At 68.7% G+C, this 24859-nt stretch carries 21 protein-coding genes; 14 read left to right on the top strand and 7 right to left on the bottom strand.

Annotated features, from left to right (window positions below):
• Nucleotides 1-11 precede the first annotated feature (11 nt).
• Complete coding sequence (miaA, locus tag BLU67_RS08105; protein ID WP_092564778.1) at nt 12-944, top strand: tRNA (adenosine(37)-N6)-dimethylallyltransferase MiaA; 933 nt, start codon at nt 12-14, stop codon at nt 942-944.
• Nucleotides 935-1774: a diaminopimelate epimerase gene (gene dapF, locus BLU67_RS08100; RefSeq protein WP_092564776.1), complete on the top strand. Its 840-nt coding sequence runs from the start codon at nt 935-937 to the stop codon at nt 1772-1774. The genes miaA and dapF overlap by 10 nt, the downstream gene beginning before the upstream one ends.
• Here the strand turns inward: dapF and BLU67_RS08095 are convergent.
• A complete protein-coding gene (locus BLU67_RS08095; RefSeq protein ID WP_092564774.1) occupies nt 1758-2369 on the bottom strand; it encodes a class I SAM-dependent methyltransferase in 612 nt (203 codons plus the stop codon). The genes dapF and BLU67_RS08095 overlap by 17 nt on opposite strands.
• Before the next feature lie 340 nt (nt 2370-2709).
• On the opposite strand from BLU67_RS08095, the gene hflX reads away from it, so the two are divergent.
• Entirely contained in the window at nt 2710-4173 is a 1464-nt protein-coding gene (gene hflX / locus BLU67_RS08090; protein ID WP_092564772.1) for a GTPase HflX, read from the top strand.
• A complete protein-coding gene (locus BLU67_RS08085) occupies nt 4170-6158 on the top strand; it encodes an ATP-dependent DNA helicase (RefSeq protein ID WP_261977074.1) in 1989 nt (662 codons plus the stop codon). Before hflX ends, BLU67_RS08085 begins: the two co-directional genes overlap by 4 nt.
• Nucleotides 6159-6194: 36 nt before the next feature.
• On the opposite strand, the gene lexA is transcribed toward BLU67_RS08085, so the two are convergent.
• Nucleotides 6195-7007: a transcriptional repressor LexA gene (lexA, locus tag BLU67_RS08080; protein ID WP_261977073.1), complete on the bottom strand. Its 813-nt coding sequence runs from the start codon at nt 7005-7007 to the stop codon at nt 6195-6197.
• 157 nt (nt 7008-7164) lie between these two features.
• On the opposite strand from lexA, the gene BLU67_RS08075 reads away from it, so the two are divergent.
• Together BLU67_RS08075 and nrdR are read left to right on the top strand one after the other, a co-directional pair.
• Nucleotides 7165-7713: a LysM peptidoglycan-binding domain-containing protein gene (locus BLU67_RS08075; RefSeq protein WP_092564770.1), complete on the top strand. Its 549-nt coding sequence runs from the start codon at nt 7165-7167 to the stop codon at nt 7711-7713.
• A gap of 63 nt (nt 7714-7776) precedes the next feature.
• Complete coding sequence (gene nrdR / locus BLU67_RS08070) at nt 7777-8232, top strand: transcriptional regulator NrdR (RefSeq protein ID WP_092564768.1); 456 nt, start codon at nt 7777-7779, stop codon at nt 8230-8232.
• Nucleotides 8233-8321: 89 nt separating this feature from the next.
• Here the strand turns inward: nrdR and BLU67_RS08065 are convergent, their stop codons facing one another.
• The 3 genes from BLU67_RS08065 to BLU67_RS08055 all read right to left on the bottom strand — a co-directional run bounded on the left by BLU67_RS08065 (nt 8322) and on the right by BLU67_RS08055 (nt 13675).
• Nucleotides 8322-10058, bottom strand: coding sequence for an AMP-binding protein (locus BLU67_RS08065; protein WP_092564765.1), 1737 nt, complete (start codon nt 10056-10058; stop codon nt 8322-8324).
• Between the two features lie 77 nt (nt 10059-10135).
• On the bottom strand, nt 10136-11380 hold the full coding sequence (gene serA / locus BLU67_RS08060) for a phosphoglycerate dehydrogenase (protein WP_222842432.1): 1245 nt from the start codon (nt 11378-11380) through the stop codon (nt 10136-10138).
• 69 nt (nt 11381-11449) lie between these two features.
• The gene (locus tag BLU67_RS08055; RefSeq protein WP_222842431.1) at nt 11450-13675 is read right to left on the bottom strand and encodes a HelD family protein; all 2226 of its coding nucleotides are present in this window, start codon (nt 13673-13675) and stop codon (nt 11450-11452) included.
• 185 nt (nt 13676-13860) lie between these two features.
• On the opposite strand from BLU67_RS08055, the gene BLU67_RS08050 reads away from it, so the two are divergent.
• Nucleotides 13861-15012: a PAC2 family protein gene (locus tag BLU67_RS08050; protein ID WP_092564761.1), complete on the top strand. Its 1152-nt coding sequence runs from the start codon at nt 13861-13863 to the stop codon at nt 15010-15012.
• 24 nt (nt 15013-15036) lie between these two features.
• Nucleotides 15037-16392, top strand: coding sequence for an MFS transporter (locus tag BLU67_RS08045; RefSeq protein ID WP_222842430.1), 1356 nt, complete (start codon nt 15037-15039; stop codon nt 16390-16392).
• A gap of 54 nt (nt 16393-16446) precedes the next feature.
• Here the strand turns inward: BLU67_RS08045 and BLU67_RS08040 are convergent, their stop codons facing one another.
• Both BLU67_RS08040 and BLU67_RS08035 read right to left on the bottom strand, forming a co-directional pair.
• The gene (locus tag BLU67_RS08040) at nt 16447-18324 is read right to left on the bottom strand and encodes an HNH endonuclease signature motif containing protein (RefSeq protein WP_092564759.1); all 1878 of its coding nucleotides are present in this window, start codon (nt 18322-18324) and stop codon (nt 16447-16449) included.
• Between the two features lie 64 nt (nt 18325-18388).
• Nucleotides 18389-19219 carry a spermidine synthase gene (locus tag BLU67_RS08035; RefSeq protein ID WP_176780746.1) on the bottom strand — a complete coding sequence of 277 codons (831 nt, stop codon included), beginning with the start codon at nt 19217-19219 and terminating at the stop codon, nt 18389-18391.
• 34 nt (nt 19220-19253) lie between these two features.
• Between BLU67_RS08035 and dinB the strand changes: the two genes are divergently transcribed.
• The 6 genes from dinB (at nt 19254) to BLU67_RS08005 (ending at nt 24846) form a co-directional block, all read left to right on the top strand.
• The gene (dinB, locus tag BLU67_RS08030) at nt 19254-20465 is read left to right on the top strand and encodes a DNA polymerase IV (RefSeq protein ID WP_092564808.1); all 1212 of its coding nucleotides are present in this window, start codon (nt 19254-19256) and stop codon (nt 20463-20465) included.
• 76 nt (nt 20466-20541) lie between these two features.
• Nucleotides 20542-20913, top strand: a complete 372-nt coding sequence (locus BLU67_RS08025) for a DUF3040 domain-containing protein (RefSeq protein ID WP_092564757.1) — start codon at nt 20542-20544, stop codon at nt 20911-20913.
• A gap of 250 nt (nt 20914-21163) precedes the next feature.
• Nucleotides 21164-21595: a division/cell wall cluster transcriptional repressor MraZ gene (mraZ, locus tag BLU67_RS08020; protein ID WP_092564755.1), complete on the top strand. Its 432-nt coding sequence runs from the start codon at nt 21164-21166 to the stop codon at nt 21593-21595.
• A gap of 108 nt (nt 21596-21703) precedes the next feature.
• On the top strand, nt 21704-22660 hold the full coding sequence (rsmH, locus tag BLU67_RS08015) for a 16S rRNA (cytosine(1402)-N(4))-methyltransferase RsmH (protein ID WP_092564753.1): 957 nt from the start codon (nt 21704-21706) through the stop codon (nt 22658-22660).
• Nucleotides 22657-23046: a cell division protein FtsL gene (locus tag BLU67_RS08010; RefSeq protein WP_092564751.1), complete on the top strand. Its 390-nt coding sequence runs from the start codon at nt 22657-22659 to the stop codon at nt 23044-23046. The genes rsmH and BLU67_RS08010 overlap by 4 nt, the downstream gene beginning before the upstream one ends.
• Before the next feature lie 12 nt (nt 23047-23058).
• Nucleotides 23059-24846 carry a peptidoglycan D,D-transpeptidase FtsI family protein gene (locus tag BLU67_RS08005; protein WP_092564749.1) on the top strand — a complete coding sequence of 596 codons (1788 nt, stop codon included), beginning with the start codon at nt 23059-23061 and terminating at the stop codon, nt 24844-24846.
• The last annotated feature ends 13 nt before the right edge of the window (nt 24847-24859 follow it).

Genomic DNA, 24859 nt, shown 5'->3' with positions numbered 1-24859 from the left:
GGCACGCAATCATGACCATCATCGCGATCGTCGGCGCGACGGCGACGGGCAAGACTGCGGCGAGCCTCGCGCTCGTGCGTGCGATCCGCGCCGGGGCAGCGCCGCGCTACCGCGACGCCGAGATCATCAACGCCGACGCCATGCAGCTCTACCGCGGGATGGACATCGGCACGGCCAAGGTCGAGGCCGAGGTGCGCGCGGAGGTGCGCCACCACCAGCTCGATGTGCTCGACGTGCGCGAGGAGGCCTCCGTCGCCGCCTACCAACGCCACGCCCGCTCCGATATCGCCGCGATCCGCTCCCGCGGCCACCTGCCGATCGTCGTCGGGGGCTCCGGGCTGTACGTGCGCGCGCTGCTCGATGAGATCGACTTTCCCGGCACCGACGCGGCGATCCGAGCGCGCCTGGAGGCCGAAGCCGAGCGCGACGGGCCCGCGGCCTTGCATGCGCGGCTGGCGGCGGTCGATCCGGTCTCGGCCGAGCGGCTGCACCCCGCCAATGTGCGCCGCGTCGTGCGGGCGCTGGAGGTCTTCGAGCTCACGGGCCGGCCATTTTCCGCGACGATGCCGCGCCGGCGCTACGTCGCGCCCACCTACCAGTTCGGGTGCGCGCTTGAGGCGGATGTCCTTGCCGCGCGCATCGCTTCGCGCACCGCGGCGATGTGGCGTGCGGGTCTCGCGGAGGAAACCGAGCAGCTCATGGCCGCCGGGTGGGGACGCACCGCTGCCAAGGCGACGGGCTATGCGCAGACGGCGGCCTACCTGCGCGGCGAGCTCAGCGCCGAACAGGCCCGCGAGGCGATCACGCTCGCCACCCGCCAGCTGGCGAAAAAGCAATCCACCTGGTTCCGCGCCGATCCCCGCATCACCTGGCTCGAGATGAACGGCGCTGCCGGTGCGAGCGAGGGCTTCGATCTCGCCCCTATGCTTGAAGCATGCAGCTAACCAAAGCGCACGCCACCGCGAACGACTTCCTCCTCTACGCCGACCTCGCCGGCGTTAGCGAGCCGCTCGCCGACGCCGAGGTTCGGCGCCTGTGCGACCGCCGCCTCGGCATCGGCGCCGACGGCCTCATCCGCATCGCACCCGCGCGCGAGGGCGACTTTTTTATGGACTACCGCAACGCCGACGGCAGCTACGCGGAGATGTGCGGCAACGGCATCCGCGCGATGGCGGCATACCTGCGTGAGCGCGGCCTGCACGAATTTTCGGCGCCCGCCCGCATCGAAACTCGCGGCGGCATCGTCACCGTCAACGCGGTTGCCGGGGGTTTTCGCGTCGCCATGGGCCGCGCCATCCTGCCCGCCCGCGAGATCGCCGAGCGCGACGGGTTCGACGTCGCCGTCACCATCGCCGGCATCGCGGGCCAGCGCCCCGGCCTATCGGTTGCGTTGCCAAACCCGCACGTCGTCGTCGCCCTACCCGATGCCGCCAATCTTGCCGCCCTGCCCTGGCTGGCCGAGGCCGACGTGCAAATCGATCCGGCCCCGCGCGCCGGCACCAACGTCGAGCTCGTCGTGCCGGGCGGTGAAACCTCCGACGGGCACGGCGTCATCGACATGCGCGTGATCGAACGCGGGGTGGGCGAGACGCGCTCGTGCGGCACGGGCGCGTGCGCCGCCGCCTTCGCCGTGCGCCACTGGGCCGGTGCGGGCGCGCCTGCGATCTGGCAGGTGCGCATGCCCGGCGGCACCCTCATCGTCGAGATCGACGGCGAGGACGTCTACCTCACGGGGCCGGCCGAGCTCGTCGCCGACGTTACCCTGCTGAGCTAGCGCCGCGCGTCAGGCGCAGGATCCGAAAGCCCTTGCGGCTCGCGAGTTTCTCGCACGCGAGGCCAAGCTCCGCGCCGATCCATGCCGCGAGCGAATCCGCGCCGAGGTTTTTGGAGACGACGAGCTCCGCGACGCCATCTACGCTAAGGCGCGGCAGCCAGGCCGCCAGCAGCTCGTGCAACGCCTGCTTGCCGATGCGGATCGGCGGATTGGAGCGGATCACGTCAATATCCCCGAGCGATGCAGCCTCCTCCGGCGTCATCGCCTCGAGGTTCGTTGCCCCCAGGTGCTGCGCGTTTTCGCGCGTGAGCTCAAGCGCCCGCTCGTTGACATCGACGGCGACGACCCGCGCCTGCGGCCGCCGCAGCGCCATGTCGAGCGCGATCGGCCCCCAGCCGCAACCGACGTCGACGAAAAGCCCGCGTTCGGGCAGCTCGGTTGCGGCGCGCAGCAGCTGACGCGTGCCGAGGTCGACATGCCCGGGGGAGAAGACGCCGGCCGCGGTGACGACATCGACGTCCCTATCGGCGAGCTCTACGCGGATGGGCGTGCGCTTGGCGTCCGAATCGGGGGAGGAGGAAAAGTAGTGAGCCACGCACCTATCGTAGCGACGCTGCTCGCCCGCCCGCTCGCCTGCGCTCGCCTCCCCATCCGCATCCTGCCCCTGTGCGAAAGTCGCCGATCCCTCGCGCGCGCCTGCGCCCGCACCCACGAGCGCGTAAGGAAACCTCGCCGGTCCCACGCGCGCACGCACGCGCGCGCGTAAGGAAACCTCGCCGGTCCCTCGCGCGCCCACCCGCGCGCGTAGGGAAAACCTGCCCGTCCTACGCCAATCGCAAAAACAAGGCGACCGCTGGCCGCTTTCGTGACAAGCTTGGGGGAGCCGATTCGCCCCGCGCAATCGGCACACAACCCCTAGCTACCGAAAGGACGATATGACCCGCGAAAACGATCGCACCGAGGACGTGGTCGCCCGCGTTCTCGCCCGCGCCGCGGCGGCGCTGCAAACCGAGGACACCGATGAGGCGGAAGCCACCGGTGACACCTTGGAGCAGGCCGAACGCTCCGCGCTGCGACGCGTCGCGGGCCTGTCCACCGAACTCGATGACGTCACCGAGGTCGAATACCGCCAGTTGCGCCTGGAGCGCGTCGTCCTCGTCGGCATTTTCGACGGGTCCGCCGCCGACGCGGAGGTCTCCCTGCAGGAGCTCGCCGCGCTCGCCGAGACGGCCGGCTCCACCGTGCTCGACGGCCTGCTGCAGCGCCGCGCCAATCCGGACCCGGCAACGTTCCTCGGGTCGGGCAAAGCCAAGGAGCTCGCGCGCCTCGTCGCCGATCTCGGCGCCGATACCGTCATCGTCGATACCGAGCTTGCCCCCTCCCAGCGCCGCGGGCTCGAAGATGTCGTCGGCGTGAAGGTCGTGGACCGCACCGCGCTCATCCTCGACATTTTCGCCCAGCACGCGAAGTCCAAAGAGGGCAAGGCGCAAGTCGAACTCGCCCAGCTGGAATACCTCCTGCCACGCCTGCGCGGCTGGGGTGAATCGATGTCACGCCAGGCCGGTGGTCGCGCCGCCTCCGGTGAAGGCATCGGCTCGCGCGGCCCGGGCGAAACCAAGATCGAGCTCGATCGTCGCCGCATCCGCACCCGCATGGCCAAGCTGCGGCGCGATATCGCGAATATGGCGCCGGCCCGCGAGACGAAGCGCGCCTCGCGCCGCCGCGGCCACGTGCCCTCCGTCGCGATCGCGGGCTATACGAACGCCGGCAAGTCCGCGCTGCTCAACCGCCTGACGGGCGCGGGCGTGCTCGTACAAAACCAGCTGTTCGCCACCCTGGATCCGACGGTCCGCCGCGCCGAGACCCCCGACGGGCGCACCTACACGATCGCCGACACCGTCGGCTTCGTGCGCAACCTGCCGCACCAGCTCGTGGAGGCCTTCCGCTCCACGCTGGAGGAGGTCGGCCAGGCCGATCTCATTGTCCATGTCTTCGACGCCGCCCACCCGGACCCGCTCGCCCAGGTCGCGGCCGTCAACGACGTGCTGCACGACATCGAGGGCGCGCGTGACCTGCCAACGATCATCGTCGGGAACAAATCGGACCTCATCGATGAGACGACGAAGCTCACGCTGCGCTCGACGTTCCCGGGCATCGTGCTCACCTCGGCGCGCACCGGCGCCGGCATCGACGAACTCATCGCCCGCATCGCGGAGGCGCTGCCGTATCCGGATGTCGACGTCGACGTGACGATTCCCTACACGCGTGGGGATCTCGTCTCGCACATGCACGCCGAGGGGGATATTGACTCGCTCGAGCACACCGAGGCGGGCACGCACATTGTGGGCCGCGCCCACCCGGAGCTCGCCAGCGAACTCGCCGCCGCCGATCAGTCATGACGGGGCAGGACCCCGCCGAGCTCACGGCGCGCGCGCTGTCGGCCGCCGTCGCGGACCTCGGCGGCGAACCTCGCCCCGGCCAGTCGGCCATGGCGAAGCGCGTGATCGAGACGCTCAGCGAGGGCCACCTCGCGCTCATCCAGGCGGGCACCGGCACCGGTAAGTCGCTCGGTTACCTCGTGCCCGCGATGACGGCGCTCGCGACCGGCGAGGCCAGCCGCGTCGTCGTCGCCACCGCCACCCTCGCGCTGCAGCGCCAAATCCTCATCAAGGACGCGCCGCTCGCCGCCGAGGCGGTGCGCGCCACCACGGGCAGCGCCATCACCGTCGCCGTACAAAAGGGCTGGCACCACTACGTGTGTTTGCACAAGCTGAACGGCGGCTATCCCGACGAGGGCGAGACGCTGTTTACCGAGGATGACACCGCAGCCGCGGCCGGCACCCTCGGCGATCAGATCCTGCGGCTGCGCGAATTCGCCAAGGAGAGCGATACCGGCGACCGTGACGACGTCACGCCCGGCGTGCACGATCGCGCCTGGCGGCAGGTCTCGGTCTCCCGCCAGGAGTGCCTCGGCTCGCGCTGCGAACTGTTCGAGGACTGCTTCGCCGTGCGCGCCCGCGCCCGCGCCGCCGAGGCCGATCTCGTCGTCACTAACCACACGCTGCTCGGCATTCAGGCCGCCTCCGAGGTACCCGTCCTGCCGGAGTTCGACGCGCTCATCGTCGACGAAGCTCACGATCTCGTCTCGCGTGTCACCCAGGCGGGCACGCTGCAGATCTCGGGCGCGATGCTCGCGCGGCTACACCGCACCGCCGCCCGCGAATTCCCCACGACGCACCTCGACGACGCCGTCGCGGCGGTAGAAGAGGCAATCGAGGAGGCGCCCGCCGGCCGGCTGCGCGCCCTTAGCCCCGCGCTGCACGACGCCTTCCTGCTGCTCGGCTCCGCAGCCTCCGAGGCCTCCGAGGCCGGCCGGACCGATTCGGTTACCACCGGCGCGCGCCGCACCGCCGATCCCGAGGCAACCGGCGCTCGCGCCCAAGCCAAGGCCGCGCTGCTTGAACTGTCGGAGATGGCGGTGCGGGTGCTGTCCGATTCGATTGCCGCGGGCGCAGACGTCGCCTGGATCGATCGCGGCCGCGACGGCAGCGAAGCGCCGCGGCTGAACATCTCGCCCCTGGACGTCGCGCCGCTCATCGCGAACGAGCTGCTGGCCGAACGCGGCGCAGTGCTCACGTCGGCGACGCTGAGCCTCGGCGGCTCCTTTGCCGCCGCGAAGGCCGAGGTCGGGGCGCATCTGCTCGCGAACCATACCGTCACCGATTTGGACGTCGGCTCGCCGTTCAACTACCCGAAGCAGGGCATCATCTACATCGCGACGCACGTGCCGCGCCCGGACCGGGACGGCATCAGCGAAGAGGCCCTGGATGTCATGGCCGAACTCGTTGAGGCCTCCGGCGGGGGCACCCTCGGCCTGTTTTCCTCGCGCCGCGGCGCCGAACGCGCCGCTGAGCGGCTGCGCGTGAGTATCGATACGCCCGTCTACGTCCAGGGTGAGGGGCAGCTGTCTCAGCTCGTCGATGATTTCCTCGCCGACGAATCCGCGAGCCTGCTTGGCACCCTCAGCCTGTGGCAGGGCGTCGACGCGCCGGGCACCACCTGCCGCCTCGTCGTCATCGATCGGATCCCGTTCCCGCGGCCCGACGATCCCATGATCGAAGCGCGTAACGAGTTGGCGACCTCGCGCCGCCAAAATGCGTTCATGACGGTCTCGGCGACGCATGCCGCGCTCATGCTCGCCCAGGGCTCGGGCCGCCTCATCCGCACACACAGTGATCGCGGCGTCGTCGCGGTGCTCGATCCGAGGCTGAAGATCGCTCGCTACGGGGGCTTCCTCGCGGCCTCGATGCCACAGATGTGGCCGACGAGCGAAACCCGCCTGGTGAAAAACGCCCTCGCGCGCCTGCGCGAGCAGGCCGGCTAGGGCGCGCGTAGTTCAGCTAGAGCGCGCGCTGGCCGGCTAGAGCGCCCGCAGTACCGAGACGACCTTGCCGAGGATCCGCGCGTCGTCGCCCCAAATCGGGGTGTAGGCGGAGTTGGCGGGCATCAGCCACTGGTGGCCGTCCTTGCGTCGCAGCGTCTTGACCGTCGCCTCGCCGTCGATCATCGCCGCCACGATCTGGCCGTTATCGGCGTCATCCTGCTGCCGTACGACGACCCAGTCGCCGTCGCAGATCGCGGCGTCGATCATCGAATCGCCCTGGACCTGCAGCATAAAAAGTTCGCCCGAACCGACGAGCTGGGTCGGCAGCGTGAAGACGTCTTCGATCATTTGCTCAGCGAGGATCGGACCGCCCGCGGCGATCCGCCCGACGAGCGGCACCGGCGTCGTATCGATTGCCGCCTCGCCCATAAAGTCGATCGCCGCCTGCTGGGCACGATGCTGCGCCGCGGCCCGCCCGCCTCCTCGCCCCGCCTGCCGCGCGGCCGCGATCTCGTCCGCGCCACCGGGCTCATTATCGGCCCCGGGGCCGCCGCCCACGCCCGGGGTGCCGAGCGCCGCATGCGCCTTGTCGTCGATGACGATCGCGCGCGGGGATTTCGGATCCCGCCGGATATAGCCCTTGGTCTCCAGCGCCTCGAGCTGATGCTTGACCGACGAGGGCGATGCTAGGCCCACCGCCGAGGCGATCTCGCGCATCGTGGGGGAGTAGCCCCGCTCGCTCACCGAGGAGGCGATCGTCGCCAGAATCTGCCACTGGCGCTCGGTCAGATCCGCCGGCGCGGTTGTCATCGTTGCGGCCATGTTCGATTCCTTTCCCGGCGAGGTCACCTGCGTGTCCTACCTTCGCGGTTAACTGCTTTCAGCGTAGAGGCGCGGTGAGCGAAACTCAAACATTCGTTCGAGCGTGTCTCGACATTGGCCGCACACTCGTTCTACAATGAGAACAGATGTTCGACGAACACCTGTTCGTGAAAGGAATGCTGACATGACTGCTCTTCCCCTCGCAGCGCTTCCCGAATTAGCTCCGACGCGTGGCCTGCGCCTCGTGGGCGGCAAGGATGTGGAGGCCGCCCGTCCGGCGACGCTGCCCTTCCGCCCGCTGCCCGCCGCGGCCCCCGCGCGCCCACTGCCCCTCACCGTGCCGCAAGCGGCGCCCGCCGACGCTCCTACTGCACCTGCCGCAGCGCCGGCATCGGCTGCAGCCGCAACGTCCGCCGCCGCTCGCGCCGCCACCTCGGCCCGCACCACCGGCCTGTCCGCCAAACTCCTGAAGGCGGCCCTCGGCTGGACGCTCGCCGCCGCACTAACGATCGGCGTCGCGGGCGGTATCGCCTCCGCGCTCAACCCGCCCGTCACCTCCTCGGGCGTGACCGTGACCGTCACCGCCGGCCAGTCCCTGTGGTCGATCGCCGCGGCCCACACCGAAAACGCCGCCGCCACGCGCGATTACGTCGCGGCCATCATCGCGCTGAACGGCCTTGACTCCGCGACGATCGAGGCCGGTCAGGCCCTCACGCTTCCGAAGTTGCCTTAACTCGCGCTTGGCTCTAGCGTGTCAGCACACACTATTGTGCGCACTGCCCGGAGGATGCCCGCGATGATCTGCCCGTTTTGCCGCCACGAGGATTCCAAAGTCGTGGACTCCCGCACGGCCGACGATGGCTCCTCCATTCGGCGCCGCCGCGAATGCCTGTCGTGCAAGCGGCGTTTCACCACGATGGAAACGACAAGCCTTTCCGTCATCAAACGCTCGGGCGTGACCGAACCCTTCTCTCGTGACAAGGTCATGTCGGGCGTGCGCAAGGCTTGCCAGGGCCGCCCCGTCACCAATGACCAGCTCGCCCTGCTGGCAGAAAAAGTCGAAGACGACGTGCGCGCCCTCGGCAATGCCGTCGTTCCCGCGGGCGAGGTCGGCCGTGCCATCCTCACTCCGCTGCGGGCACTGGACGAAGTCGCCTATCTGCGCTTCGCCTCCGTCTACTCCGGCTTCAACTCGCTCGAGGACTTCGAAGCCGCCATCGCAGAGCTACGCGCCGAACGCGACGACGCCTAAGCAGCCGCGCATTCGCTCAGCGGGCACGTCTTCGTAGCGGGCACGTCTTCGCTCAGCGGGCACGTCTCTGCTAAGCCACCGCGCGACGGTTACGAGTCGTCGCGGCCGCGCAGCCGGTCCGAGGCGTCCTTCATCGATTCGCTCGCGCTCATAATCTGCTCGCGCACCTTGCGGCGCAGCGTCTTACCCAGCTGGGACTTCGGCAGCTCCTGAAGCACCTCGACCTGCCGCGGGATCGCATAGTGGCTGAGCTTCTTATCGCACCAGGCACGCACCGATTCCAGATCGACGCGGGCACCGGCCTCCAGCACGAGCGCGGCGACGACCTTCTCGCCCACCGCCCCCGAGGGCACACCGACGACGGCCACGTCGACGACGCCCGGCATATTGCGCACGGCGTCCTCCACCTGCGAGGGGTAGATGTTAAAGCCGCCGGAAATGATGAGTTCCTTGCGACGATCCGCGAGCTTGATGAAGCCGTCGTCCTCCACGACGACGTCCCCGGTGCGTAGCCACCCGTCGGCGGTAAACAATTCGGCGTTCTCCTCCGGCGCGTCGAGATAGCCCGCAAAGATCTGCGGGCCCTTCGCGATGAGTTCGCCCTTCTCGCCCGGCGCCACGTCGACGCTCGGATCCTCCTGATCGACGATGCGGATATCGGTATTGGGAAAAGCGATCCCGAGCGTGCCGGGCCGGCGCTGCGGCGAGGTCGGATTGCCGACGAGCACGGGGGAGGCCTCCGTCATGCCGTAGCCCTCAATGATGAGGCCGCCCGTCGTCTCCTCCCAGCGGCGCGCGACCTCCCCGTCCAGGCTCATCGCGCCCGCCAGCGCGATCCGGATGGAGGACAGGCTGCGGCCCTTGGCCCGGGCCTCTTTTTCGACCCGGTCGAAAATCGGCGGCACGCCCGGTAGGAACGTCATGGGGCGACGACGCTGCGCCGAGAGCACCATCTCCACGTCAAAGCGCGGGAAGACGACCTGGCTCGCGGCCATGTGCGCGGCAAACAGCAGGGAGAGCGTGAGCCCGAAGGCGTGGAAATAGGGCAGCACCGCGCCGAAGGTTTCGGTGCCGCGCGCGAACTGCGGCAGCCACACGCGCCCCTCCTCGACCATCGCGACGAGGTTGCGGTGCGTTAGCGGCACCGTCTTCGGCGAGCCTGTCGTGCCACCGGTGTGCAAATAGAAGGCGGTATCGCCCGGCTTGGGGCGCTCGACGTCGTCGCTGATCGGTTTGGCGCGCTTGAGGAAGTGGACGAAGCTGCCGACGCCCGCGGGGATCGGGGCGCGCATGGTGTCCTTGAGCTCCTGGGTGCGCTTTAGCGGCAGCGAGAGCAGGCGGCGGCTGACATGCGGCAGGTCGCGCGTGAGGTCCATCGCGAGGACGACGCGCCCGCCCAGATCGCCGTCGGGGCAGACGGCGTCGAGCGATTTCTCCCACGCGATGACGACCTTCGCGCCGTGGCGCGCGAGCTGGGATTGGATCTCGTCGGCCGGGGCGAGCGGATTGTGTTCGGCGACGATTGCGCCCAGGCGCAGCGCCGCGAAGATCGCGATGGCGTGCTGCGAGCAGTTGGGCATGACGAGCGCGATGACGTCCCCGCGCCGCACGCCGAGGTTATGGAAGAGCCCGGCGGCGCGGTCCACCCGATCCGCGAGCTTCGCGTAGCTCGTCTTGCGGCCCATAAAGTCGATGGCGAGCCGATCCGGAAAATCGCGCGCCGCGGCATCCAGCAGGTCCGGCAGGACGAGCTCGGGGACCTCGATCTCGGCAGGAACGGCGGCGGGATAGTGGGCGCGGGAGCGCGCAGTGACGTCGGAAACCATGCCCCCATTCTACCTACGGGCGCGTAACCTACGCCCACGTAACCGCACGGGCGATGCGCGGGCGATGCGCGGCCGGGCTAGAGGTAGCCCTGCCCGGAATGCGCGGCCAGCGTCACGCCCTTGCGGTCGATGATGCGCAGCCGGATCGTGTCCGGCAGCTGCGTAATCCCGGCGATAAAGGCGTCGTCGATATCGGAGGCGATATCGGTAATGACGTAGCCAATCTCCGCGGCCGTGCCGAGGATCTGGCCGGTGATGTTCACCCCGTGCTCGGCGAGCGACTGGTTGATGAGGGCGAGCACGCCCGGCGTATTGCGGTGGACGTAGGTGAGGCGGAACTTCGTGTCCTGGCTGGGGTCGAGCGCGAGCCGCGGCAGGTTGACCGACATGCTCGTCGTGCCATCCATCACGTAACGCGAGATGCGGGTGCCGACGAACTGCGCGATCGAGACCTGCGCCTCCAGCGTCGAGCCGCCAATGTGCGGGGTGAGGATGACGTTGGGCAGGCCCCGCAGCTCGGAGGTAAACGGATCGCCGTTCGCGTCAGGCTCGTCGGGAAACACGTCGATCCCGGCGCCGGCGATATGCCCCTCGATGATGTAATCGCGCAGCGCCGAGGTATCGACGACGAAGCCGCGCGAGAGGTTCAAAAAGATCGAGCCGGGCTTCATGGCCGCGAACTGCTTGGCGCCAAAGAGCGAGGCGTTGGAGCTGACGCCGTCGACGTGCAGGGTGACGATATCGGCGGTACGCAGCAATTCTTCCAGGCTGCGCATCCGGCGCGCGTTACCGAGCGCGAGCTTTTCGGCCTTGTCGTAAAACACGACGGACATGCCGAGGGCTTCGGCGACGACGGACAGCTGCGCGCCGATATTGCCGTAGCCGACGATGCCGAGCACCTTGCCGCGCACCTCGTGGGCGCCGGCGGCCGATTTTTCCCACCGGCCCTCATGCAGGGCGCGGTCGCGCTGGGTCAGGCGCCGCAGCAGCGCGATGATTTCGGCGATGGCGAGCTCGACGACGGAGCGCGTGTTCGAAAACGGCGCATTGAACACCGCGACGCCCTTGGAGGTGGCCGACTTCAGGTCGATCTGGTTCGTCCCGATGCAAAAGGCGCCGATGCAGCGCAGCTTGGGGCAGCGATCGAGCACCTCGGCCGTGATCGTCGTCTTGGAGCGGATACCAAGGACGGTCACGCCCTGCAGCGCCTCGATGAGCTCCTCACCCTGCAGCGCGCCAGGATGGCGCGCGACGGCGAGCCCGGCCGAGGCGAGGAACGGGTCGGCGTCGGTGTGCGGGTTTTCGAGCATGAGGGCCTTCATGGCCTCCAGCATGCCGCAGCGGGCGCAGCCGCGCGGCAAAGTTCCGCCCAGTGGGAAGCGGCGCGGGCGCTAGGCGTACCAGCCCGCGGGCAGGCCGGTGTGCACGGCGTGCAGCCGCCGCGTCGGGCGCGTCATCGCGACGTAGATATCGCCCGCGGCATCGTCGGCGATGAGCGAGGGCTCCACGAGCACGACGACGTCGAACTCCAGGCCCTTGACCTCGGTGGGGTCCATGACGACGAGCGGGGAGCGCAGCAGCGAGCCCGACGGGTTGGTCATCGCGCCGCCGAGCTGCGGGGCGAGCAGCTCGAAGGCCTCCTCGCGCAGGCCGTGCGGGGTGATGACGGCGAGGCGGCCCGGCCCCATGTGGCGCAGCTCCGCGGCGACGACCTCGGCGAGGATCCCGCGCCACGGCCCGGGAGTATCCGCGAGCGAATTCTCCGCATCGCGCGCGGCCGTCACGGGGATGTAATCGCCCGGGGCGTAGGCCTGCAGGACGCGCATCGCCGTGTCGAGGATCGTTGCCGGGGTGCGGTAGGAGACGGTGAGCGCGGCCTGGCGCACCTGCTCGCGACCGGCCTTGCCCATGATCGCGCGCCACGAGGAGGCCGGCGCCGCGGTGGAGCGCTGGGCGAGATCGCCGACGGCCGTGATCGAGCGCTGGGGGCAGCGCCGCAGCAGCGAACGCCACGCCATGGGGGAGAGCTCCTGGGCTTCGTCGACGACGATGTGGCCGTAGGCCCACGTGCGATCGGCGCGGGCGCGTTCGGCCAGGGTGCGGCGCGGGCCGCGGTCGGCAAAGCGCGCGGCGAGTTGTTCGGCCGAGACGATGCCGCCGCCGAGGTTTTGGCCCTCGATCGCTTCGGCCGCGAACTCGACGTCGGCGCGAGCCTGGCGTTCGGCCGCGATCCGCTCCTGGCGCGCGGCCGCGCCCTCGTGTTCGCCGAGCAGCTCGGCGAGCTCGTCGAGCATCGGGATGTCCTCGATCGTCCACTCGCTGCCCGCGCCGCGGTAGAGCAGTTCGCGCTCACGCTCGTCGAACTCCTCGCCGTATTCGGCGAGCACGTCGCGGTTGGCGTAGAGCTTTTCTAGCAGGCCCTGCGGCGTCGTCGGCATCCACGCGAGATTCAGGGCGACGCGCACATCACGCGCCTGGCGCACGTCCTCGTACAGGAAGGCGTAATCCTCCTTCTCATCCATCCCGCGAGCCTTTGCGTAGGCGCTCGTGAGCTGCTTGAGCAGCGGCAGCACGAAGCTCACGCGGGCGACATTGTGGGGGGCGCCGGTGCGGCGGGCGCGCTCCATCGCCTCGGCGATCTGCGCGCGGGTCAGCGTCAGGCGCGTGCCCTCGATCGTGAGCACGCGGTCCTCCTCGGGCACGCGCTGCAGCCCGCGCACGGCCCGCTCGGCCAGGCGCGACATGAACAGCGAGCCCTTGACGTCGGCGACGTCGAGCTCATCGTGCTCGGTGGCGCGCACCCCCGGCAGCAGCGAGCCCATCGTCGTCGCGACGACGTTCGTCTCCCCGAGGGAGGGCAGCACCTGGTCGATATAGTCCAAAAAGATCGAGGAGGGCCCGACGAGCAGGACGCCGCGCTTTTCCATCCGCTCGCGGTGCGCGTACAGCAGATAGGCGGCGCGGTGCAGCGCGACGGCCGTCTTACCCGTGCCCGGCCCGCCCTGCACGACGAGGATGCCGTCGGGCTGATCGCGAATGATCGCATCCTGCTCGGCCTGGATCGTCGCGACGATATCCGTCATCCGGCCATCGCGCGCCTGGCTGAGGCTCGCGAGCAGCGCGCCCTCGCCGGTGAGGGTTTCGGCAAGTTCCGGGCCGGCGGCGGCGACGTTGAGCAGATCGTCTTCCAGATCGACGACGGTGCGCTCGCGGGTCGTGATGTGGCGGCGGCGGACGACCTCGCCCGGGTGGGCGGCCGTCGCCTGGTAAAACGGGCGGGCATTTGGAGCGCGCCAGTCGATCAGCAGCGGTTTGCGATCCTCGTCGCTGATCCCCATCCGCCCGACGTACAGCCGGGTATCGTCGGCGAGGTCGAGGCGCCCAAAGACGAGGCGGTTTTCGACGTTGTCGAGCCGGGCGAGGGTGTCCTCGTAGTGCGTGGCGAAGGCGTCGCGCTCGGCGCGGGCCTGCGCGCTGCCCGTGGCCTCCTGGCGCCGCACCTTGGCGAGCTGGTGACGGTAGTGGGCGCGCAGGGCATCGAGTCGCGCGTAAATTCGCGACACGGCCCGCTGCTCGACTTCGATTTCCCTCATGGCGCGGCGAGAGTTGGTCTGCACGGAGGCTAGCCTTTCATGGCAAAAATGGCGGCCTTCCATTATCCGCCACCGCGCGCCGAATGCCAAGAGGTAGGCGGGCGGCGGCAGGTGGGCGGCGCGTGGGCGCCGCACCTTGGCGAGCGCGGGAATGTCCGGCGCTCGGGCCGCGTTAGGGTAGATAGAAGGACCTATTTCGGAGGTGGAACATGAGCGAACACGAGCAGAGTGCGGGCCAAACGCGCCGCCAGCGGCATGGCCGCACCGAGTTTCCGCTCGATGACGGCGCCGTGACGCGCCACCGTGCCACGCCGCAGGCCGATGTTTTCATTCACGCCCTCGGCAGCCGCGGCGAGCCCGGCCAAGCGAACTATCTGCTGGCGCAAAACCTGCTCACCAGCCTGCACGGCGAGCGCGTCTTCACCTTCGATCCCGATCAGTTCATCGACTATTCCTCCCAGCGCCCGCTCGTGACGCTCGACCGCAACCGCTTCGTCGACTATCAGCCCGTCGAGATCGCGATCGACGTGCTGCGCGATGACGAGGGCCGCACGGTCGCACTCCTGCACGGCCCGGAACCGGACCTCGGCTGGGAGAAGTTCTCGCGCCACGTCGTCGAAATTGTCAAGGAGTTCGACGCCGAGCTCGCGATCGGTGTGCGCTCCATCCCGATGACGGTGCCGCACACGCGGCCCGTGCACGTCATCCAGCACGCCAACCGCGAGGGGCTTGGCGCCGATGAGGAGATCGTCGACGGCGTCGCTCAGTGGCCGGCGTCGATGGCCTCAACGATCGAATACAAGCTGGGCCAGGCCGGGATCGACGCGATCGGCTTCGGGGCGGGCATCCCGTTCTACATCGCGCAAAATCCCTATCCGCAAGCCGCCGCCGAGCTCATCCGCAAGATTTCGGACGTCTCGGGCCTTGCGCTGCCGCTGGGGGACCTGGAGGTGGCGTCCTTGCAGGTTTCGGCCGCGATCAGCAATGAGCTCGAGGGCGATGCGCGCATGGAGCAGATGCTCGGGTGGATGGAATCGCAATACGACGAGCGCTCCGAGGCGGGCGCCGAGCAGGGCCAGACTAGCCTCGCCGACATTCCCAGCGCCGACGAGATCGGCGCCGCCGCCGAGGCCTTCCTCGCGGACTTCATCCGCGAGCAGTCCGCCCGCGAGGGCGAGCGCGGGCGCGAGCACTTTGGCGAACTGCCGAGCAACGGCGATCAGGCGGCAGACGCGAGCGAGGACGCGGCAGACGTGAGCGAGGATACCGACGCTAGCCTGCGGCCGGATGCTGAGAGCAGCCCGCGGCCGGATACCGACGCCGGCCCGCGGCCGGATGCTGAGGGCGAGGAGCCCCGCTAGCCCACGTCATGCCACGATAGGGGCGTGCCCTTCACCATTCCTGCGCGCCCCTCGGTGGCGATGCGCGTCTGGCTGGCCGCCGTCGTCGTCTACATCATCGCGATCGCCGGGCGGACGAGCTTCGGCGTCGTCGGCGTCATCGCAAGCGACCGGTTCTCGATTTCTGCCGGGGCGCTCGCGACCCTCGTCGTCGTGCACCTCGGCGTCTACGCGCTCGCCCAGGTCCCCGTCGGCCTAGCCCTGGACCGATTCGGGCCGCGCCTCATGCTCGGCGGCGGCGCGCTGCTGCTCGCCGCCGGTCAACTCGCCGTTGCCCTCGCGCCCAGCTACGGGTGGGCCGTCGCCGCGCGAGTGCTCGTCGGCGCCGGAGATGCGACCGCCTTCGTCTCCGTCATCCGCCTCATTCCCGCGTGGTTTCCCGCGTGCCGCATCCCGCTCATGACGCAGCTGACGGCGATTCTTGGGCAGGCCGGCCCCATCATCTCCGCGGTGCCATTCCTCGCGACGGTCCGCGGCTTCGGCTGGAGCGCCGGTTTCATCTCGCTCGCCGCGGCGGGCGTGCTCGTCGCGCTGCTGGCCTTCCTCGCGATCCGCGACGTCCCCGGTGGCGGGGCTGCCGCCGCGCCGCCGCGCGATCGCGTCGCGACGATCATGTCCTCGGTGACGGCGCACCCCGGTGCCTGGCTCGGGTTCTTCACCCACTTCACGCTGCTGTTTTCGCCTAACGTCTTCCTCATCCTGTGGGGCATGCCGCTGCTGACCGTCGGGCAGGGCTACTCCGCCGCCACCGCTGCGGCGCTCATCTCCTTGAACTCGCTCGCCGGCGTAATCGCGGGGCCCGCCGTCGCCGCGATGCTCGTGCGACACCCGTGGCAGCGCGCCCTGCTTGTCCTATTCATCATCGGCGTGCTCGCGGCCACCTGGGCGGCCGTCCTTGTGCCGAGCGGGCAGCGACCGCTGTGGCTGTGGGCCCTGCTCGTCATCGTGCTCGCCTTCGGCGGGGCAGGCTCCTCCATCGGCTTCGACATCGCGCGCACCTCGCTGCCGCCGCACCATTACGGGACGGCAAGTGGGCTCGTGAACATGGGCGGCTTCATCTCCTCGATCGCCGCCGTCTGGGGCATCGGCCTCGTCCTCGACTACCTCGCGCCCGATAAGAACTACACGAGCGATGACTTCCGGCTGGCGCTCGCGGTGATGGTGCCGATCGCGCTCATCGGCGTCGCTGGAATCGTCATCTCGCGTGCGCTCATGCGGCGTCGACTCGCCACCGAGGGTGTGTATCCGATGTCGGTGCCGCAGATCGTGCGGCATGTGACGCGCGGCGGGCGGTTGCCGCGGCGGCGCCGGCGCGGGGTCGAGGGCCCGCAAGGGCACTGAGGGCCGACGAAAGGCGTCGGCCTGCGAGCGAGCTGAGCGCTCGGGATCGAGGAACTAGGCGACGCTCTCGTCGTCAGCAATGCTGGTGCCGACGGGGGTAGCGTCGTCGGCGGCCGGCCCTCGGTAGGGCTTGAACCGGTCGTGGATGACCGGGCGCTGGTCCGGATCGACGCGCAGCGGCGGGATCAGCTCGGGTAGGCCCGCGGCGGTCATGCGGATCCGCCAGTTCTCGGTGTCGCCCGTGTCGTGCTGGACCTCGCGGTGGTGGAAGGCGCACAGCAGGACGAGGTTCGACATCGTCGTCGGGCCGCCAAGCGCCCAGGCCTCGATGTGGTGGGACTCGCAGCCCGCGGCGGGCACGGTGCAGCCGGGATAGACGCAGCCGCGATCGCGGATGGCCAGCTCGCGGCGGAGCTTGGCGCCGACGACGCGGGAGCGGGGGCTGGAGCCGCGCGGCAGGCCGTGCTCATCGAGGTCGACGAACATGACTTCGGCGTCGCACGCCAGCAGCCGCAGGTGCAGCGCCGAGAGATGGTGGCCGCTATCGAAGCGACGATGCCAGTAGCGTGAGGCGGTGGTGCGCAGGGCCTCGACCATCGCGCGGGCGCGGGCTCGCGCCACGTTTTCTTCCGGCGACGACGGTGGCGGGTAGTCCTGCCGTGGCGGCGCGATGGAGCGCGGCATCCTCACGATGGAATGCGGCAGCGGGACGAGGGACGTCGGTTGCGGAGCGATGGACTCCGGTGGTGGGGTGGATGGTTGTGTCGGTGGCGGCGGTGGATCCTCATATTCGCCGGGCAGTGGTCGCGCGAAATCCGGGGCGTCGGCGATATCGCCGTCGACAAGCGGCGGCCAGGCGTCGAATATTGCCATGGGATCCGCTTCGGCAGCCTCGGCGAGGTCGCGTTCGAGGTCGGTATCGCTCACCAGGTCCGCTGCGGCGGGCTCGGGAGCGGTAGAGAAAAGATCCGCGGGCGGCGCGAGTTCGGCCTCGGTGATGCCAAGGAGCTGGCAGGACTCGGCGAGCAGGGAACGGAAGTCAGCGGTGATGACGATGCGGGGGCGGTCGCCGCCCAGCATCGGGGAACCGCCCGCGCGTTGCTCTTCGGTGATGACCTCCAGGAAGGCGTCGGCGAGGTACTTGCGCACGGTAGCGGGGGAGGTATCCCGCGCGAGGTCTGGGCTCGCGGCCTCCGGCCCCGTCGATGAGGCTCCGGCGGTATCACGCGACTGGGAGAACTTGGCTTGGGCGCGAGCGTTGAGTATCGCGATGGCGTTCAGTGCGTCGACCGTTGCGAAGGTTCCGTTGATATACGTCGTGTGGCCGTCAGCGCTCGTCGAGATTGACAGGGAGCGCGCGGCTCGCACGCGCGCCGTCGCGCGGGCGGCGGCCTCTTCCGCATCGTTCGTCGAGCGCGCGGCAATCGACTCCGTCAGGCGCGCGGCTTCCGTCTTGAAGGTGCGGGGTTCGAGATCGCGAGCGAGGTTGATGAGGGCCTGCTCGGCGGCGACGAGGATGCTCGGATCCGCGATGACGTGCGCCTCGCGGGAGAGGATCTCGAGCTGGGTGAGCGCGGTGTGCCGGTGCGCGTCGGTGATGCTGCCTTCACGCAGCGCGGCGAGCAGCGCGGGATAGCGGGAGGTGGCCGTGGCCTGCTTGACGAGGCGGGTCGCGGTGCCCTGGGTGGAGTTTGTCGTCGTGCGAATCCATGTGGAGGTGGGCTGGCCCGTGACGCGGCGCGTCGTCTCGTCGGCCTCGACCGCAGCGATCAGATCATCGCGCAGACCCGCGAGATTCGATTCGATCGCAAAGGTCAGGCGAGCGGCCTCCAATTTCTCGGCATCGCTCACGGCGGTGAGCATCGAGGCGTCAATAGCGGCGAGCGCGTCATGTGCGCTGCGCAGCTGCTCGAGCATCGTGCCGGTTGTCATGCAAGCGACGCTAATGGCCGTCGTCGTACCCGACAAGGGCCGACGCCTGGCCTGTGGATAACTGCTAGGGGGCGGTCGGGGCCTCGTCGTGCAGGACGGGCATCGTGCCCGCAAAGTCGCGCAGCTTCTCGCCCGCGACGACGGTGACAGGCAGCGGCAGGCCGCGGCAGGCCCGGGCGAGCGCGGTCACGTCGAAGGGGATCTTCGCGGCGACGATGAGGGCGTTGCCGTAGCGGCGGCCGCGCAGGATCGCCGGGTCGATGATCATGGCGACGTGCGGGAATACCGCCGAGATCGTCGCGACCTCACTGCGGGCCATGGCCAGCGGCGGACGGTCGGTGAGGTTAGCGAGGAACAGCCCGCCCTCGGCGAGGGTGTGGGAGGCGGAAAGCGCCACCTCATAGGTGCGCATATGGGCGGGCACGGCGCCGCCGGTAAAGGTGTCGCGCACGACGACATCCCAGCGATCTTCCGGAAACCGCTGCAGCGCAGCGCGGGCTTCGGCGACGCGGATCTTCACCTCGGGCGCGCGCGGCACGTCGCAAAACTCGCGGGCGAGCTCGGCAAGAATCGCATCCCATTCGACGACGAGTTGGCGCGAGCCGGGGCGGGAGGCCGCCCAGGCTCGGGCGAGCGCGCAGCCGGCGCCACCAAGGTGCAGGGCTCGGATGGGTCCGTCGCCGAGCGCGACGCGGGCGGCGAGGTCCATCTGCTGCATGTACTCAAATTCCAGGTGCGTCGGATCGTCGAGATCGATGTAGGAAGATTCCATCCCGTCGAGGACGAGGAGCGCGGCGCGGGGCGTGATGGCGTCGAAGGTGAGGGAGCCGGTGGAGGTCGTCAGGGTGCCAGCGGGAAAAGCGGTGGGAGAGCCGGATGCTCGAGTGCGGGCCATGCCGATAGCCTAACGAGGAAGGGAGGTGGCAGCGATGTCGCGAGGGATCCGGCCGGCGATTGCCCGACATTGGGGCGATGACGATACCGGTTGCACCGTGCTGCACGTCGACATGGACTGCTTTTTCGCCTCCGTCGAGCTGCTTTACCGCCCCGAACTGGCGGGAAAGCCCCTCATTGTGGGCGGGTCGGGCAACCGGGGCGTCGTCACGAGCGCGACCTATGAGGCGCGAGCCTTCGGGGTGCACGCCGCGATGCCGATTAGCCGGGCCCGGCGGCTGTGCCCGCAGGCCGTCGTCGTGCCGAACCGCAAGGGGGTCTACTCCGAGGTCTCAGCGCGCGTGATGGACGTGATCTCTCGGGTTTCGCCGACGGTCGAGCAGGTCAGCGTCGATGAGGCCTTCATTGACGTGGCGGGCTCGCTGCGGCGCATGGGATCGCCGACGCACATCGCACAATGGATCCGCGCGCGCGTGCGCGAGGATGTTGGCGTGCCCGCGAGCGTGGGGGTGGCGAGCGTGACGCACGTGGCGAAGATGGCCTCTACGTTCGCCAAGCCCGATGGGATGATGCTCATTCCTCATGCGCGCACGCGCGAGTTCCTTTACGGACTGCCCGTCGCAGCGATGCCGGGGGTGGGGGCGAAGGGCACGGAGGTGTGCGAACGCTACGGGCTGCACACCGTCGCGGACCTCATGGCGGTGCCACCGGCGCGCCTTGGAGCGTGGCTCGGGCGCGCGCAGGCGGCCGCGCTGCGGCGCTATGCGGCGGGCGAGGAGGTGCGCGGCATCCATCCGGAGCGGCGGGAAAAGTCCGTGAGCTCCGAGGAGACGTTCGCCACCGATGTGCGCGATCGCGACGTCCTGGAGCGCACGATCATCGGCCAGTCCCACGGGCTGGCGCGCCGGCTGCGCGCGGCGGGCCTGCTCGGATCGAGCATCGGGATCAAGGTGCGGATGGCGGACTTTTCCACGCTCACGCGCTCGGTGTCCATCGGCGTCGGGACGGACGTGGGCGGTGAGATCGCGCAGGCGGCGCTCGCGTTGCTCGACAAAATCGTCATCCCGGACTCCGGTATCCGCCTCATCGGCACGAAGGTGGACCAGCTGCAGGACCGCTCGCGCGGGGTGCAATTGGCGCTTGATGACGACGGTCGCACGCGCAAGGCGGAGAGCGTCGCCGACCAGATTGCGGCCCGCTTCGGCAGCGATGCAATCCGACCGGCGAGACTGCTAGATCAGCAGTGAAACCCCAGTGGCAATTGGGTCCTTAACGACGTACGATAAAAGCCCGAAACAATGCCGCGAGGCCAAGGAGGACGTCATGGCTCTCAGCGAATATGAGCAGCGCGTCTTAAAGGAGATGGAGCAGCATCTGCGGGCGGATGATCCGAAGCTCGCTCAGCAGATGGGTTCTGCGCGTCCCCAGTTTGACGCGAAACGGATCTCGCTTGGCATTTTGGGCTTTATCGTCGGCCTGCTCGGGCTGATTGGCGGCGTTGCTGCCAGCCAGATCTGGCTCGGGGTCCTCGGGTTTGTGGTCATGCTCGGCTCGGTGCTGTGGGCGATGTCGCCCACGCGCGGTGGGCGGGTCGCCCGCGGGGGAGCGCGCCCCAAGCCGAAGGCGCCTACGTCGGGTTCCTCGTTTATGGATAAGCAGGCCGAGCGCTGGGAGCAGCGCAAGGACGGCCGCTAACCTCCACTTCCCTCCCCTTCTCCTGGCCGCCCGGTCTCCGGGCGGTTTTTTCTTGCCCCTTTTCGGGTCCTCGTCCGGCCCGAATGTGGCTCATCCCTCCACTGCCCGCCACTTGCTGGTTTTCCGCGAGATCACGCGAATGTCGTCGGGAAAGAAGGAGGCAAAACAAGCAAATAACGCTTGCGCGTGGAGCAAAGTGGAGTATTGTGGAGGCAATCGGCGGTTCGTGGCAGGACGGAGGTGGATCCGAATGTTCCTCGGGACGTATGAACCGAAGCTGGACGACAAGGGTCGACTCATCCTGCCCGCCAAGTACCGTGAGCAGCTCGCTGGCGGCCTCGTCATCACCCGCGGACAGGAACGATGCCTGTACGTCTTTCCGATGCGGGAGTTTGAGGCGATCCACGAGCAGCTGCGCGCGGCACCCCTGACGAGCAAGCAGGCGCGGCAGTACCTGCGCGTGTTCTTGTCCGGGGCGGCGGACGAACAGCCCGATAAGCAAGGCCGGATCACCATTCCCGCGAACCTGCGCTCCTATGCCGGGCTCGGTCGGGATCTTGCCGTCATCGGCATGGGGACCCGGGTGGAGATTTGGGACAACGAGGCATGGCAGGACTACCTGTCGGCTCAGGAGTCCGAATTCTCCGACACGGAAGACGAGATTGTTCCCGGTGTCTTTTAGCAAGACGCGTGGACTTACTCCGATGCTCCGGCGAACTTCCCCGTCGCCGGATCAGCCGGAGTGGGTCCAGACCTCTTGTGAGCACCTCGAAACTGAAAGGGCGTGAGTATGGCGGGCACGACGCGGCACATCCCGGTGATGCGCGATCGCTGCGTCGAGCTGCTGTCTGCAACGCCCAAGGGCGTCATCATCGACGCGACGCTGGGCCTTGGCGGCCACAGTGAGGCGATCCTTGAGGCGAACCCCGAGCTCGTCGTCGCGGGGATCGACCGCGACGACCGCGCCATCGCCCTCGCGAGCGAGCGCCTGGCGCGCTTTGGCGATCGCTTCCATACCTTTCACACCACCTACGACGAGATCGGCGACGTCGCCGAGCAGATGCGGGAGCGCGCCGGGCTCGCCGTCGTCGGCATTTTGATGGACCTGGGTGTCTCCTCGATGCAGCTCGATGAGGCCGAGCGCGGGTTTTCCTATGCGCGATCCGCGCCGCTGGACATGCGGATGGATCCGACCAGCGAGGTCACGGCCGCCTCGATCCTCGCAACCGCGAGCGTCGGGGAGCTGACCCGAACGTTTCGGACCTACGGCGAGGAAAAGTACGCCAACCGGATCGCGGCCCGGATCGTCGAGGCCCGCGAGCAGGTGCCACTGACCACGACCGATGAGCTCGTGGCGATCATCCGCGAGTGCATCCCGCAATCCGCCAAGCGCACCGGCGGCCACCCCGCCAAGCGCGTCTTCCAGGCGCTGCGCGTCGCCGTCAACGACGAACTGCGGATCCTCGCCGAAGCGTTGCCGCGCGCGATCGACGCCCTCGATGTGGGCGGCGTCCTCGTCGTCGAGTCCTACCAGTCGCTGGAGGACCGCATCGTCAAGCAGGTCTTCGCCGCCGGCGCAACGAGCACGGCGCCGCTCGACCTGCCCATCATCCCCGAATCCGCCAAGCCCCGCTTGAAACTGCTCACCCGCGGCGCCGAGCGCGCCGATGAGCGAGAGCTCGAAGCAAACCCCCGTTCGGCCCCGGTACGGCTGCGCGCCGTGCGCAAAATTAGGAGTACGACATGAGCATGCTCGCGACTGCCGCCCGCCCACGGCGGACAACGACGACGATCGAGCGGCCGAGCCTGTCGGTCGTGCGCACCCCGGCGCTGCGCCGGTCCATCGCGCCGTTCCTCACCCTGCTGATCACGATCCTTGCCACGGCCATGGGGCTGACGCTCATGCTCAACACCCAGATGGCTGTGACCTCCTACGAGATTCGCGACACGCGCGCCCAGTTGGTCGAGTTAACCGAAACAGCACAGACACTGAAAGCTGAGGTCGAGACTCTCGGCTCACCCGAATACCTTCGCGGTGCCGCGGGCAAGATCGGGATGGTTCCGGCCTCGACGACGTTCATTATGAACCTGCAGGCAGGCACGATTACGGCCCTGCAGGAGGGCCAACAGTAGAGGAGACGCGCGATGGCACGGTCGCAAACTTCGCTCTACGCGCGCGTCAAGGCCTGGTGGCACCGGTCCAATAAATTCCTCGTCCTGACACTCGTCGCGCTGCTCGCCGGGTTCACCAAACTCATCTGGCTGCAGATCATCATGGCTCCGGCCCTCGCCGAGCAGGCGCGCGATTTTCGCACCAAGACCTTCGAGATCTCCGCGCCGCGGGGCCCCATCGTCGACGCCGAAGGCAACGTGCTCGCCGCTTCCACGCAGATCGTGCACGTCGGCGTCAACCAAATCAAGGTGCGCGACTACGTCCAGCGCGGCGAGGACGGCAAAACGATCGTCGGCGTCGGGCCCGCGGCGGCTGCCAAGCAACTTGCGCCGCTGCTCGGCGAGGATGCGGCCGTGCTCGGCGGCAAGCTCACCGGCGATTCCACCTACCGCGTGCTGGCCAAGAACCTCACGCCCGCGCAGTGGCGCCAAATCAAGGACTTGCGCATCGATGGCATCGAACCGGATTTCCGCTCGGTTCGCACCTACCCCAACGGCACGACGGCCGGCAACATCATCGGGTTCGTCAACAAGGAAGGCGTCGCCTCCGCGGGCCTGGAGATGAGCTACGACAAGGACCTGACGGGCATACCCGGCAAGGAACGCGTGGAGGTCGGCATCGGCGGCCCCCACATCCCGACGGGCCTGAACGAAAAGGTCGATGCCGTGCCGGGCTCGACCGTCCACCTCACGCTGCTGCGCGACCTGCAAGACGTCAGCCAGCAGGCGGTGCAAAACGCGAAGGACACCTACGGGGCGAGCTGGGCGGCCGCGATCGTCCAGGAGGTCGGCACCGGCAAGGTGCTCGCGATCGCCGATTCGGACACCGTCAACCCGAACGAATACTGGAAGTCGGACGCCGCCAACCAGGGCGCCCGCTCGATCTCCGCGGTCTACGAGCCGGGCTCCACCGGCAAACTCCTGACGTACGCGACCGCGATCGACCAGGGCAAGGTCACGCCCGAATCGCACTTCGAAAACCCCTCGCGCTATACGACGCCAAACGGCCAGGTCATCAAGGACTTCGCCGATCACGGCGTCGAAAAGCGCACGGTGGCGGGCATCCTCATGCGCTCCTACAACACGGGTACCGTCAAGATCGGCGAGACGATCTCCGACCAGGTGCGCTACGACTACTTCAAGAAGTTCAACCTCGGCCAGGTCATCGACGTCGGAATGCCCGGTCAGTCCGCCGGCATCCTCGTGCCGCCCGATAAGTGGGATGGCCGGCAAAAATACACGACGATGTTCGGCCAGGGCTATGCCGTCACGCTGCTGCAAAATGCGGGAATCGTGCAGGCGATCGCGAACAAGGGGCAGTGGGTAGCGCCCACCCTCGTGGCAGGCGTGACCGACGCGCAGGGCGTCTACCGCGCGGCCGAAACTCCCGAGCGGCACGAGGCGATCAGCGAGAAGACGGCGCAGGAAATGCTCACGATGATGGAGGGCGTCACCCAGCCCGGCGGCACCGGTATCCGCGCCGCGATCGACGGCTATCGCGTCGCCGCGAAGACGGGTACCGCGCAGGTCGCGGGTCCGACGGGCGCGCTGACGCAAACCGCGGGCGTCTTTAACGCCGTCATTCCGGCGGATAACCCGCGCCTCGCGATCTCCGTCGTCGTCTATAACCCGTCCTCCGGCTTCCAGGGCGGCATCGTCGCCGCCCCGGTCTTTAAGGAGATCGCGACGTTCGCGGTACGCTATCTAGGCATTCCGCCCTCGGGTAAGGCCCCGGAGCTTTACCCCGTCGATTACGAGTAACCTCAAGTTCTAA

Origin of the sequence: Bowdeniella nasicola, from assembly GCF_900107735.1 — a bacterium.
Classification (GTDB): domain Bacteria; phylum Actinomycetota; class Actinomycetes; order Actinomycetales; family Actinomycetaceae; genus Bowdeniella; species Bowdeniella massiliensis.
The sequence above is the reverse complement of the archived record's forward strand: the minus strand, read 5'-3'. Positions and strand labels throughout refer to the sequence as shown.